Origin of the sequence: Roseateles sp. (assembly GCF_047654805.1) — a bacterium.
Taxonomy (GTDB): Bacteria; Pseudomonadota; Gammaproteobacteria; order Burkholderiales; family Burkholderiaceae_C; genus Pelomonas.
Genome location: NZ_JASGIV010000001.1, coordinates 2,452,383 through 2,465,568, shown reverse-complemented (window position 1 = coordinate 2,465,568; position 13,186 = coordinate 2,452,383). Strand labels below are relative to the sequence as shown.

The following is a 13,186-nucleotide window of genomic DNA, read 5'->3' as shown; positions in this document are numbered from 1 at the left end:
GTCAACTTTGCTCTGGGTATTTCTCGGCGAACTTTCGCCAGACCCTGGATTCAATAAGGTTCGACCGCGTTATCTCGAAGGGGAGATTTGGCGTCATCTGCTCGATGATTGCAATGATCGAGTCTGCCACTGGCTTCGCCATCCATGGATTCAGGCTGATGCCTTCGATCACGCTGAGGTCGATGGGAACCTTTTTAAGCTCAGCTTCTTTTTGAGCGTTTTCGTAAACTGCACGAACTTCGCCTTCGTCCTTAAAAGCAGAACGCTTTAGGTATGGAAGTCGAGCTGTTGGGATCGTTTCAGCGTCTAGTTCGCTGAACGTGAGGTAGCTCATTCTTCGGAGGTTCACCTTGCTCTTCTTCATTGCATCGCGCAACTTAGTGCGATGAAAGAGGATGCACACGCCGTTATTGCGGTCGGTAAAGACCTTCCAGTGATGATAGGTCTCGGCGCGTTCGCTCAGGCACAGCGCAAGCAGGGTTTCAAGACCCTTTGCTTTGCGATATGTCTCCATCAGCAGTCGGTCGTTCCTGTCATCCCATGTGCTTGGCAGCAGAAGTGTAATTTCTCGCCGATGCAGCAAATCAAGCAGCGAGGCCAGGTCCGTATACCGTCGAAGAATGCCTCTCGTTGCGGTCAAGGTTGGCCTCGTTTCTGGATTCTCAGACGGCTACTTCGCCCTTGATGTGGGGGTGTGGGTCGTACTCTGTCAGCTGGAAGTCCTCAAGGACATACCCGTCGATTGAGTCAGGCTTCCGAAGAATGTTCATTTTCGGAGCGGGACGCGGATCGCGCGTCATCTGCAGTTTGACTTGCTCGAAATGATTGCTGTAAATGTGGACGTCGCCACCTGTCCAAACAAAGTCTCCAGGCTCCAAATCGCACTGCTGGGCAATCATCAGCTGCAGCAATGCGTAGCTGGCGATATTGAATGGGACGCCCAAGAAAACATCGCAGGAGCGTTGGTAGAGCTGGAGGTGAAGCTTGTTTCCAATCACTGCCGTTTGGAATAGACAGTGGCACGGGGCGAGTTTCATCTGCTTGAGCTCGCCGGGGTTCCAGGCAGTAACAAGCTGCCGGCGAGAGTTCGGGTCGCGTTTGATTTGATGAATAAGCTCAGCGATCTGGTCGATATTGCGGCCATCCGGGGCCGTCCAATGGCGCCATTGTTTGCCGTACACCGGGCCGAGGTCGCCATTCTCATCAGCCCACTCGTCCCAAATTGAGACGTTGTGTTCTTTGAGCCATTTGATGTTGGTATCTCCACGGAGAAACCAAAGTAGCTCAACAATGATTGACCGAAGATGCAGCTTCTTCGTTGTTAGGACCGGAAAGCCCTTCGCCAGATTGAACCGCATCTGGTGGCCGAAGACTGCGCGGGTTCCAGTTCCTGTCCGGTCCGGCCGGTCGGTTCCTTCTTCCATGACGCGCTGAAGAAGGTCGAGGTATTGCTGCATGGGGTGTCGTGTCTAGGTTGGGCCGGCGACGGATGTCACCACGACTTGTATAGGCTCATCGCGCGCCGGACAACAAAGTTATCCACAAGCGGCTTCGCCGGCGGGTCAGTGAAGGGTCGGTTGTGTACCGGTACACATCGAAATCGCGCGTCCGCCCCTGGGAGAAGAGGGAGATGTGTACCGCGCGGGGCGAAGATTGACGTGGCAGGGCGGCAAGGCCATGTCGGGGATGTCCGGCACGTTCCAAGCGTGAAAGAGGATGCGCCGGCTGGCCGGGTTGTTCTTCAACGCGTCCAGCACGCCCGCGATCTGGTCATGCTCGCGGCCGTCGGCGCCCAGCCAGCGGCGCCACTGCTTGCCGTACACCGGGCCCAGTTCGCCCCATCGGGCGGCAAATGCGGCGTCCTCGACGATGCGCAGCTTGAAGGCCTCCTGCGTGATCGCATCGCCCGTCGCCTTTCGGTACTTGGCCAGCGGCCAGTCGGTCCAGATGCGGACGTTCTCCTGCAGCAGCGGCCGGATGTTGGTGCCGCCGGTGAGGAACCACAACATCTCCTTGACCGCCGTCTTCCAGTAGACGCGCTTGGTCGTCAGGATGGGGGCCTGGCCGCCGGCCAGCGGGAAGCGGCACAGCGTGCCGAAGACCGACAGCGTGCCCACACCGGTCCGGTCCACCCGCTTGTCGCCGTTCTCGAGGATATGGGCGAGGAGGTCGAGGTACTGGTGTTCCGGCAGCCGCATGTTTGCCAATGGCCTTCTGGTTTGGGATCAGCCCAAATTATCGCTGCGGCCCGGAGCCGGCTACCGGACTCAGTCGGCGAGGATGACGTTGAGCATGCGGCGCATGACGGGCGCCATCTGCGGCGACAGCGCCGCCATGTCCGGGCGGCGCACGCTCAGCGCCGTCAGGCCGTTGAAGAGGGCGCCCAGCATCAGCGCACGGCCCTGGATCTCGTCGGGCGGCAGCGTGTCCGCGCGCGAGCCCAGGCTCAGCCGGATCAGCTCCTGGGCCTTGTCGTTGACCAGCGCCTCGCTGCGGTGCACCACGGCGGCGAGCTTGGGGTTGCGGCTGGCCTCGGCCAGCACCTCCAGTTGCAGCGCCGCCTCGGACACCTGGCTGTGCTTGTCGATGGCCTGCTCCGTGGAGGCCAGCATCTTTTGCAGCAGGTCGCCCTCCTGCCGGAACTCGGCGATGCGGCCCAGCACCTCCTCGCAGTCCCGCTCGACGATGGCCGCGATGATGTCGTCCTTGTTCTCGAACAGGTTGTAGATGTGGCCCGGGCTCATGCCCGCCGTCTTCGCGATCTCGGCCATGCTGGCAGCGTGGAAGCCGCGCCTGCGAAAGCACTCGGCAGCGGCTTCCAGCACCTGCTGGCGGCGGGCGAGGGTGCGGTCTGAAGGGACGGACATGGCGGTGGCGGAGTCGATCAGGAGGCGGATTGTGGCGCTGCGGCGCCCGCGCCGCCTCCCAGCGCCTTGTACAGCGTCACGCGGTTGACCTGCTGGGCCAGCCGCGCGGCGATCAGGCCCTGCTGGGCCGCGTACAGCGAGCGCTGTGCGTCCAGTGTGGCGAGGCGGTCGTCCACGCCCTTCTCGTAGCGGGCCTCGGCCAGGCGCAGCGCGTCCTGGGTCTGCGTCACCAGCCGCTGCTGCGACGCCACCTGCTGTCCCAGCGTGGCGCGCTGCGCGAGCGCGTCGGCCACGTCGCGGAAGGCTGACTGGATGGCCTTCTCGTACTGGGCCACGGCGATGTCGCGGTCCACCTGGGCCACCTTCAGGTTGGCCTGGTTGCGGCCGGCGTCGAAGATGGGCAGCGACACCTGCGGGATGAAGCTCCACATGCCCGAGCCTGAGCGGAACAGGCCATCGAGTTCGCTGCTGGCCGTGCCGGCGCTGGCCGTGAGGCTGATGCGCGGGAAGAAGGCGGCGCGTGCCGCGCCGATGTTGGCGTTGGCTGCCTGCAGCGCGCGCTCGGCCTGCTGCACGTCGGGGCGGGCCAGCAGAGTGTCGGAGGGCAGGCCGGCCGACAGCTCGGCCAGCTGCGTCACCGGGGCTGCAGTGCCGGCGGTGGGCCACTGGGCGGGCGTCAGCGGCTGACCCACCAGCAGCTCCAGCGCGTGGCGGTCCTGCGCGACCTGGGCCGTCAGGCTGGCGAGGTCGCTCTGTGCGGTCTCGGCGGCGATCTCGGCCTGGCGCAGGTCCAGCGTGGACGACACGCCGGCAGCCTGCAGGCGCTGCGTCAGCCGCAGGCTGTCCTGGCGGGCCAGCAGCGTCTGCTCGGCCACGCGCAGCCGCTCCTGGTCGGCGGCCAGCGTCAGATAGCCGCCGGCCACCTGGGCGACCAGACCGATCTGCGCACTGCGGCGGGCGTCGTCGCTGGCGAGGTACTGCTGCAGCGCCGCATCGTTGAGGCTCTTCACGCGGCCGAACAGGTCCAGCTCATAGGCGCTGACGCCCAGCGTGGCTGTGTATTGGCGGGTGATGGTGCCACCGGGCGCACTCGTCGCGGTCTGGCCCGCGCCGGCGCTCACGGTGGGCATCCGGTCGGCCCGCTGCACGCCGTACTGCGCCTGGGCGCGTTCCACGTTCAGCACCGCCACGCGCAGGTCGCGGTTGTTGGCCAGCGCCTGCTCGATGAGCTGCTGCAGCGTGGTGTCGGTGAAGAACTCGCGCCAGCCGATGTCGGTGGCCTTGGCGTCGGCCGTCTTTGCCTGCGGCACGGGCCATTGCGTGGCCACGGGCGCGGCGGGGCGCTCGTATGCCGGCGCCATGCTGACGCAGCCGGCAAGCGTCAGGCTCGCGGCCAGCAGCGTGGGGATGAGGAAGTTACGCATGTGACTGGCCCTCCAGGGCTTGGGTCGCGGCGGCCGGGGCGGCCGGCTGCTCGGCGCGGGCCGGGAACCAGCGCCGCACGGCGACGAAGAAGACGGGCACGAAGAAGATGCCCAGCACGGTGGCGCTCAGCATGCCGCCCAGCACGCCGGTGCCGATGGCGTTCTGGCTGCCGGAGCCGGCGCCGGTGGCGATGGCCAGCGGCAGCACGCCCAGGGCGAAGGCCAGCGACGTCATCAGGATGGGGCGCAGCCGCAGGCGCACTGCCTCCAGCGTGGCGGTGACGGCATCCTTGCCGGCCTCCATCTGCTCCTTGGCGAACTCCACGATCAGGATGGCGTTCTTGGCCGACAGGCCGATGGTGGTCAGCAGGCCGACCTGGAAGTACACGTCGTTGGACAGCCCGCGCAGCGTGGCGGCCAGCAGCGCGCCGATGACGCCCAGCGGCACCACCAGCATCACCGAGAACGGGATGCTCCAGCTCTCGTACAGCGCGGCCAGGCACAGGAACACGACCAGCAGCGAGATCGCGTACAGCATGGGCGCCTGGTCGCCGGTCAGGCGTTCCTGGTAGGACATGCCCGTCCAGCTCAGGCCCACGCCGCCGGGCAGCTGCGCGGCGATCTCCTCGACGGCCTTCATCGCCACGCCGGAGCTCTTGCCCGGCGCCGCGCCACCCAGCACCTCGACGGCGGGCAACCCGTTGTAGCGCTCCAGTCGTGCGGGGCCCTGTTCCCAGCTCGCGGTGCCGAAGGCCGAGAACGGCACCATCTGGCCCGAGGCATTGCGCACGCGCCAGCTGTTGAGGTCGTCAGGCTGCATGCGATAGGCGGCGTCGGCCTGCATGTAGACCTTCTTCACGCGGCCACGGTCGATGAAGTCGTTCACGTAGCTGCCGCCCCAGGCGGAGGACAGCAGGCTGTTGATGTCGCTGACCGTCACGCCCAGGGCGCCGGCCTTGGCGGTGTCCACGTCCAGGCGCAGCTGGGCGGCGTCCTCCAGCCCGTTGGGCCGCACGGCGGACAGGCGAGGGTCCTTGGCGGCGGCGCCGAGGAACTGGTTGCGCGCGGCCATCAGCGCGTCGCGGCCGGCGCCGGACTGGTCCTGCAAGTAGGCGTCGAAGCCGCTGGACGTGCCCAGGCCCGGTACGGAGGGCGGCGCGAAGGCGAAGGCCGAGGCGTCGCGGAACTGCATGAAGGCGCCCATCGCGCGGCCGGCCACTGCCGTCACGCTCTGCGCGGCGCTCTTGCGCTCGCTCCAGTCCTTGAGCTTCACGAAGCCCATGGCCATGTTCTCGCCACGGCCGGCGAAGCTGAAGCCGATGACGGCGAACACCGACTCGACGTTGTCCTTCTCGTTCGTCAGGAAGTGGTTCTCCACGCGCTTGAGCACGTCCAGCGTGCGGCCCTGCGTGGCGCCGGACGGCAGCTGCACCTGGGTGAACAGGATGCCCTGGTCCTCGTCCGGCAGGAACGACGTGGGCAGGCGCATGAACAGTGCCGCCATGCCCACCACGATGAGGCCGTAGACGATGAACTGGCGACCCCAGCGGCGGATCATGCCGGCCACGATGCCCTGGTAGCCCTGGGCGGTGGCGTCGAAGCGGCGGTTGAAGGCACCGAAGAAGCCGCGCGTGGCGGGACCGTGGCCGGGCTTGAGCAGCGTGGCGCACAGCGCCGGCGTCAGCACCAGCGCGACGAACACCGACAGCACCATGGCCGACACGATGGTGATGGAGAACTGGCGGTAGATGACGCCGGTGGAGCCGCCGAAGAAGGCCATGGGCACGAACACGGCCGACAGCACGAGGGCGATGCCCACCAGAGCGCCGGTGATCTGGCCCATGGACTTGCGCGTGGCCTCCACGGGCGACAGGCCCTCCTCGGTCATCACGCGTTCCACGTTCTCGACGACGACGATGGCGTCGTCCACCAGCAGGCCGATGGCCAGCACCAGGCCGAACATCGTCAGCGTGTTGATGGAGAAGCCTGCCGCGGCCATCACGCCGAAGGTGCCCAGCAGCACCACCGGCACCGCGATCGTCGGGATCAGCGTGGCGCGGAAATTCTGCAGGAACAGGTACATCACCAGGAACACCAGCACGATGGCCTCGATGAGCGTCTTCACCACCTCGTGGATGGACACCTCGACGAAGGGCGTGCTGTCGTAGGCGACGACGGCCTTCACGCCCGCAGGCATGAAGGGCTCCATGTGCTTGAGCTCGGCCTCCACCGCCTTGGCCGTGGCCAGCGCGTTGGCGCCGGTGGCCAGCTTGACGGCCAGGCCCGCGGCGGGCTTGCCGTTGTAGCGCGACACGGTGGCGTAGCTCTCTGCGCCCAGCTCCACGCGGGCCACGTCGCGCAGGTGCACTGCCGAGCCGTCCGTGCCGGTCTTCAGCACGATGTTGCGGAACTGCTCCGGCGTCTGCAGCCGGCTCTGCGCCGTCACGGTGGCGTTGATCTGCTGGCCCACGTCAGCGGGCGCGGCACCCAGCTGCCCGGCGGACACCTGCGCGTTCTGCGCCTGGATGGCGGCCGACACGTCGGCCGGGGTGAGGTTGTGCTGCGTCAACTGGTTCGGGTTGAGCCAGATGCGCATGGCGTACTGCGCACCGAACAGCTGCACCTCGCCCACGCCTTCCACGCGGCTCAGCGGGTCGAGCACGTTGGTGGAGACGTAGTCCGACAGGTCGACCTGCGACTGCTTGCCGTCCTCGGACACGAAGCCCACCACCATCAGGAAGTTGCTGGTGGACTTGACCACCTGCACGCCCTGGCGCTGCACCTCCTGCGGCAGCAGCGGCGTCGCCGACTGCAGCTTGTTCTGGACCTGCACCTGGGCGGTGTCGGGGTCGGTGTTGGCCGTGAAGGTCAGCGTGATGCTGGCGTTGCCCTGCGAGTCCGACGTGGACGACATGTAGGTCATGCCGTCGATGCCCTTGAGCTTTTGCTCGATGACCTGGGTGACGGTGTCTTCCAGCGTCTTGGCGGAGGCGCCGGGGTAGCTCGCGTTGATCGACACCTGGGGCGGCGCGATGCTGGGGTACTGCGAGATGGGCAGCGTGCGGATGGACAGCGCGCCGGCCAGCATGATGACGATGGCCAGCACCCACGCGAAGATGGGGCGGTCGATGAAGAAACGGGACATGGTTGTGTCCTTCCGATCAGCGGGCCAGCGAGGCCGACGCCGCGATGCCGGCGGCCGGCGCGGCCGCGGGCTGCACCGGGGCGCCGGGGCGCAGGCGCTGCAGGCCGTCGACGATGAGCTGGTCGCCCGCGGCCAGGCCCGAGGTCACCAGCCACTGGCCGTTGACGACGGCGCCGGTCTGCAGCTGGCGGGCCTCGGCCTTGCCATCCTTGCCGACCACCATGGCCGTCGCATTGCCCTTGGGGTCGCGTTGCACGGCGGCCTGCGGCGCCAGGATGGCCTGGGCCTGCACGCCGCTTTGCACCTGGGCGCGCACGTACATGCCTGGCAGCAGCTGGCGCTTGGGGTTGGGGAACTGGGCGCGCAGTGTCACGCTGCCGCTGGCGGGGTCCACCTGCAACTCGGAGAACTGCAGCTTGCCCTCCAGCGCATAGGTGCTGCCGTCTTCCAGCAGCAGCTTCACGCGGGCGTGCCCGTTGGCGTCGCGCTGCAGCCGGCCCTCGGCCAGGTCGCGCTGCAGGCGCAGCAGTTCGGCGCTGGTCTGCGTGACGTCCACGTAGATCGGGTCCAGTTGCTGCAGCGTGGCCATGGCGCCGGCCTGGTTGGCCGTGACCAGCGCGCCCGGCGTGACCGCCGAGCGGCCGATGCGGCCGGCTATCGGGGCGCTGACGCGGGTACGGTCCAGGTCGATCTGCGCGGCGCGCACGGCGGCGGTGGCGGCGGCCACGTCGGCCTGGGCCTGCTTCAGCGCGGCCTGCGCGTCGTCGCGCAACTGCTTGCTGACGGCGTCAATGCCGGCCAGCTCGTCATAGCGGCCGGCCTTGAGCTTGGCCGTCGTCGCATTGGCCTCGGCCTTCGCCAGGGTGGCGCGGGCGCTGTCCAGCGCGGCCTGGTAGCTGGCGGGATCGATCTGGTAGAGCAACTGGCCTGCCTTCACGTCGCTGCCCTCGGTGAAGGCGCGGGTCTTGACGATGCCTGTCACCTGCGGGCGAACCTCGGCGTTCTGGTAGGCCACGGTGCGGCCGGCCAGCTCGGCGCTGAGTTCCACGCGCTGCGGCTGCAGCGTGACGACGCCCACCTTGGCCGCCTGTGGCGCCGCGCCCGGCTTGGCGCCCTGGGATTCGGCCTGGCTGCAGGCGCTGAGCGAGAAGGCGGCAATGACGGCGACCGCCAGCGTCAGCAGCGTGAACGCAGGCATGCCGAGCGAGGGGCGGGAGGGGAACTTGGGCATGGGCGGACCTCGTTGTGGGAAGTGGCGCGACACCGCGCGTTTCCCAGGGGGCGCCACGCAGGTCTCAGCCGGTTGCTTTTACTGAATGATCATTCATTCTATTGATGGACAAGCCAAAAGCAAGAAAAAAGTGAATGACCATTCAGAATTGAGGGGTCATTCAGTCGTGTTGAGGAGAACCCTGCGCCCGTCGTTGCGACGGGGGAGGGCGGAGGCGCCTTTGCGCTCCGCACCGCCGTAACGGAGCAGTTGCACTCGGCCAGAGGGGCGTGGTGGCGGCGGACAATTATCTTGAGCGCTCAGCGACAACTATCGTGAGCGGTTGACGCAGGCCGCCGGGGAGCGTTTTGCGGGTGGGTTCCTACAGTGGTTGGCTTCCAGAGGGAGGCAGCCACGGTGCCCGGCAAACGCATAACGGACCTGCAAGTGAGCAAGTACAAGGAACTGAGGGGCAAGCACAGCCAGGAGGCTGCTGCAGCCAAGACGGGCATCAGCGTGGCCAGCGCGCGGCGGCTGGAATCGGCGACGACATTGCCATCACAACGCCCACCGCGACACTGGCGCACCCGCGCCGACCCGCTGGCCGAGGTGTGGGCCAGTGAGGTGGTGCCCATGCTGGAAGGCGCACCGTCGTTGATGGCCGTCACCGTGCTGGAGGAGTTGCAGCGCCGCCACCCCGAGCGGTTCGCCGATGGAGTGCTGCGCACGCTGCAGCGGCGCGTGAGCCAGTGGCGCGCCGAGCACGGCGGCGAGCGCGAGTTGTTCTTCGCGCAGGAGCATCCGCCGGGCCGGCTGGGGCTGTCGGACTTCACTGTGGCCGACGATCTGGACGTCAGTCTGGGGGGGCTGGCCTTCCCACACCGGCTGTACCAGTTCGCGCTGGCCCACAGCGGCTGGCGCCATGCGAGGGTGGTCCTGGGCGGTGAGAGCTTCCAGAGCCTGGCTGCAGGGCTACAAGACGCGCTATGGATGGCCGGTGGCGTCCCGCAGGAACACCGCACCGACAGCCTGTCGGCGGCCTTCAACAACCTGGCCGAGCGCGAAGAGCTGACGCGGCGTTACCAGGCCCTGTGCAAGCACTATGGCATGCGGCCCACGCGCAATAACACCGGCGTGAGCCACGAGAACGGCTCCATTGAAGCGCGCCAAGGCAGCCTCAAGCGCGGACTGGACCAGGCTCTGCTGCTGCGTGGCAGCCGCGAGTTCGATGACCTGCCGGCCTATGAGCAGTTCGTGGCGGAGACCGTGCGCCGGCTCAACGCGCGCTGCGCGCGCGCATGGGAAGTCGAGCGCACCAGCCTTCAACCGCTGCCGACTCGGCGCACGTCCGACTTCGAGGAGATGGATGCGCGCGTTAGCAAGTTCGGCGTGTTCAGCGCCAAGAGCGTGCTCTACAGCGTGCCGTCGCGCCTGGCCGGTCAACGGTTGAAGGTGAGGCTGCACAGCACCTATCTGGACGCCTGGCTGGGCGGAGTGAAGGTCTTCGAGTGCGAGCGGCTGCATGCCAGCACGGCCGATCGCCACCCCAAGCGCATTGACTGGCGTCACATGCTGCCCAACTTGAAGCGCAAGCCCGGCGCCTTCGCGCGTTGGGTGTTGCGCGATGCGATGTTCCCGCGCAGCGAGTACGCCCTGGCCTGGGAGTACATCAGCCAGACACTGCCAGAGCGGGCGGCTTGCCGGCTGATGGTGGAGCTGCTGGACCTGGCTGATCGCGCCAATGTGGTGGCGGAGCTGGCCATCGAACTGGGTCGCGTGCTGGACTGCGCCGAGCTCCCAGATATCGATGTGCTCAGGGACAGGTTCGCGCCACGACCGGCTGCGATGCCTCAGGTGGTCGTGGTGCTGCCGTCAGCGGCGGTCTACGACGAACTGCTGGAGGCCGCATGAGTGCCGACACCAATGCATCGGGGGCAGCGGTGCCACTGATGCTCACCGAGCTGCGCCTGCCGACCATCAAGCGCTTGTGGGCCGATGTGGCCGCGCAGTCCAACCGCGAGGGCTGGCCGGCCGAGCGGCTGCTGCACACGCTGCTGGGCCATGAGATGGCCGAGCGCGAGACGCGGCGCCTGGCCCGTGCACGGGTCGACAGCCAGCTGCCGCCGGGCAAGAGCCTGGCCGACTTCGACTTCGCTGCGGTGCCGGCCGTCTCCAAGGCCCATGTGATGGCGCTGGCCGAGGCCGACAGCTGGATTGCGCAGGGCCACAACTTGCTGGCCTTCGGCCCGCCGGGCACCGGCAAGACGCATCTCGTGGCGGCCATCGGCCACGCGCTGATCGACCGTGGGCTGAAGGTGCTGTTCGTGCGCACCAGCGAGCTGGTGCAGCGCCTGCAGGCAGCCCGGCGCGACCTGCGCCTGCCGGCGGAGTTGTCCAAGCTCGACCGGTTCGACTTGATCATCTTGGACGACCTCAGCTATGCACGGCGCGACCAGGCCGAGACCTCGGTGCTGTTCGAGCTGATCGCCGAGCGGTACGAGCGCAAGAGCCTGGCCATCACGGCCAACGCACCGTTCTCGGCGTGGGATGAGGTCTTCCCGGACAAAGCCATGACGGTGGCTGCGGTCGACCGCCTGGTGCATCACTCGACCATCCTGGAGATGAACGTGGACAGCTACCGACGCCGCGCTGCGTTGCCGGCGCGCCGGCAACGCAGCGCACCTCCAACACCGTGATCAACACCCATCCGCACCGCTCAAGATAGTTGACGCTGGCAGCTCAGGATAGTTGACGCCGGGCAGGCGTGGGGAAGATGTACTTCTGGCTATGGCCAGACCTCCGACCTCACGGCTCCTTCTGATCGACCGGCGCAATCGTCTCGAAGATGAATTGAATCGCCTCACACGGCTGAAGCGCGAGGCTGCGCTCCAGCGAGCTGACGCTGTCAGGCTACCGCTTTGCCATCTACCCTTTGGCTTTCAGCCTGCTGTTGGCCGCAACCAAGGGGGCGATGCCGCCCCCAGCGGGTTGACTAAGGCAGCGTGTACCGGCGCGCCCGCACCTTTTCTTGATATCGCTGTTGGCCAACTGGATCGTCGTCGTTGTACGCAACGTCTGTCCCGATGTCCTCAACAGCGCCATCGAGGCCTGGGAGGTCCCGAATTTGTGCGATCCAACTTCGCCCTTTCTGCAGCGGCTGCACGAGCGGCAGCAGGTACTTGTCCAGCGCACGATCACTGGGTGAATCAAGCTCGTGCGTTAACGCATCGAGGTAGGCATCTTTCCTGGAGGCAGTCCAGTCGATCATCAAGCCAGCGCGCGCCATGAGTTCGGTATGTACTGTCACCATGGTGCGCCCGTTGCCGTCCAAGAAAGGGTGGCCCCAAGCGAACATACCCATGACCTCACCGGGGCGTTTGGCGATCACCTTGGGGTCACTTCCGAGCCGCAGGCCATGAGCGATCGCACGCTCGCAGTTCTCCGAGGACTCGAAGTCGACACGCGCACCCTTGCTGACATTCCGAGCCACATTGAGCGTCAATCGATCTTTGCCAGCCCATGGATAGAAGCCGGCAAACAAAATGCCGTGCACGCTGCAGAAGTCCCGATAGGTGATGTCGCGGCAGCGAGCTAGGTAAGTCGCAGCTTCCTCAATGTTCGCCGTGAAAAACAAGTGCTCCTGGACCTGGATCTTCGCCGGATCCTTCAGGCCCAGTTCATTCCGTAGGTAGCCCGCCGTCTCGAAATCACCGAACGGATCAAACATCCGAATGCGCCTCTTCCTGCTCGGTCATGTAGTTGTTCATCAGATGCGCCATCTGCCTCCCATTGATCACTTGCCGCTGCTTAAGTCTGGCAAGGGTCTGCCCAACCTTGTCGAGTTGGACGGTGTCGCCAGCGGCTCGACTGACCGCTTCGGCCCAGCGGTCAAGCCCTGTGCGTTTCGAGGAGATGCGATGCGTCTTCGCCAAGACTTCGACGTACTTCGCGACGTTGTGGCGCGGGAAGCAGGCTGGATCCTGCGGCAGGGTGAAAGATTTGGCCATAGCGCCGTGAGTGACGATTTCCACCTGGCAGCTGCCGATCAACAAATGCCGGTCGATCTTTCGATTTGGGGCGCCGACGATGACGCGCTTGCGAGTGCCCTGGTCTTCGATGCACACGTCAGCGCTTTTGACGTCCAGCTTGCTGAGCACCTCCCGAATCACCTCCTGCAGCGTCGCCGCGGGAACCGGTGCGCCATGCTCATCCCGAGAGGCCTTGGCGTAAATGCCCTCCCCGAGTCGAACCAGAACGCCGTCATCAACCAGCGTCCGCAACGCCTCAGAAATTTGCGTGGGGCCTCCCAAGGGAGCTAGGTCAGACCGGAAGACGACAACTCCCGTGCGCTTCAGTACCGAGATCCGCATCCGTTGAACCAAAAGCATTTTCACCTCTGTGCGCACAAGATGCACTAGTTCATGATATGTATTTTCTTATTATAAAACAATAGGTTAAAGATAAACATGATGCCGGCCGTCCGGCAAGATTTGCAACGAAAGGCAGCCGGTCCCGTACGTCTGCCAAGTCGCGGTCCGGC

Annotated in this window: 11 protein-coding genes; 2 read left to right on the top strand and 9 right to left on the bottom strand. The window is 66.0% G+C overall.

What is annotated here, in order from left to right; genetic code table 11:
- Position 1: 1 nt before the first annotated feature.
- From QM732_RS10970 to QM732_RS10940, 7 genes are all read right to left on the bottom strand, one after another.
- Positions 2 to 640, bottom strand: a complete 639-nt coding sequence (locus QM732_RS10970; protein WP_415656186.1) for a hypothetical protein — start codon at positions 638 to 640, stop codon at positions 2 to 4.
- A gap of 22 nt (positions 641 to 662) precedes the next feature.
- Positions 663 to 1,457, bottom strand: a complete 795-nt coding sequence (locus tag QM732_RS10965; protein ID WP_415656185.1) for a thymidylate synthase — start codon at positions 1,455 to 1,457, stop codon at positions 663 to 665.
- 105 nt (positions 1,458 to 1,562) lie between these two features.
- Complete coding sequence (gene thyA, locus QM732_RS10960) at positions 1,563 to 2,198, bottom strand: thymidylate synthase (protein ID WP_415656184.1); 636 nt, start codon at positions 2,196 to 2,198, stop codon at positions 1,563 to 1,565.
- Between the two features lie 69 nt (positions 2,199 to 2,267).
- Positions 2,268 to 2,867: a TetR/AcrR family transcriptional regulator gene (locus QM732_RS10955; protein WP_415656183.1), complete on the bottom strand. Its 600-nt coding sequence runs from the start codon at positions 2,865 to 2,867 to the stop codon at positions 2,268 to 2,270.
- Between the two features lie 17 nt (positions 2,868 to 2,884).
- Positions 2,885 to 4,291 (bottom strand): efflux transporter outer membrane subunit, encoded by a 1,407-nt coding sequence (locus QM732_RS10950; RefSeq protein WP_415656182.1) that lies wholly within the window; start codon positions 4,289 to 4,291, stop codon positions 2,885 to 2,887.
- Positions 4,284 to 7,436: an efflux RND transporter permease subunit gene (locus tag QM732_RS10945; protein ID WP_415656181.1), complete on the bottom strand. Its 3,153-nt coding sequence runs from the start codon at positions 7,434 to 7,436 to the stop codon at positions 4,284 to 4,286. Before QM732_RS10945 ends, QM732_RS10950 begins: the two co-directional genes overlap by 8 nt.
- A gap of 16 nt (positions 7,437 to 7,452) precedes the next feature.
- Entirely contained in the window at positions 7,453 to 8,667 is a 1,215-nt protein-coding gene (locus QM732_RS10940; RefSeq protein WP_415656180.1) for an efflux RND transporter periplasmic adaptor subunit, read from the bottom strand.
- A gap of 396 nt (positions 8,668 to 9,063) precedes the next feature.
- Here QM732_RS10940 and istA point away from each other — a divergent pair, with 396 nt between their 5' ends.
- Positions 9,064 to 10,557 carry an IS21 family transposase gene (gene istA / locus QM732_RS10935; protein WP_415656179.1) on the top strand — a complete coding sequence of 498 codons (1,494 nt, stop codon included), beginning with the start codon at positions 9,064 to 9,066 and terminating at the stop codon, positions 10,555 to 10,557.
- A complete protein-coding gene (gene istB / locus QM732_RS10930) occupies positions 10,554 to 11,342 on the top strand; it encodes an IS21-like element helper ATPase IstB (RefSeq protein WP_415654705.1) in 789 nt (262 codons plus the stop codon). Before istA ends, istB begins: the two co-directional genes overlap by 4 nt.
- A 296-nt stretch (positions 11,343 to 11,638) precedes the next feature.
- On the opposite strand, the gene QM732_RS10925 is transcribed toward istB, so the two are convergent.
- Positions 11,639 to 12,373, bottom strand: a complete 735-nt coding sequence (locus QM732_RS10925; RefSeq protein WP_415656178.1) for a Fic/DOC family protein — start codon at positions 12,371 to 12,373, stop codon at positions 11,639 to 11,641.
- Positions 12,366 to 13,061 carry a hypothetical protein gene (locus QM732_RS10920; RefSeq protein ID WP_415656177.1) on the bottom strand — a complete coding sequence of 232 codons (696 nt, stop codon included), beginning with the start codon at positions 13,059 to 13,061 and terminating at the stop codon, positions 12,366 to 12,368. The genes QM732_RS10925 and QM732_RS10920 overlap by 8 nt, the downstream gene beginning before the upstream one ends.
- Positions 13,062 to 13,186 lie beyond the last annotated feature (125 nt).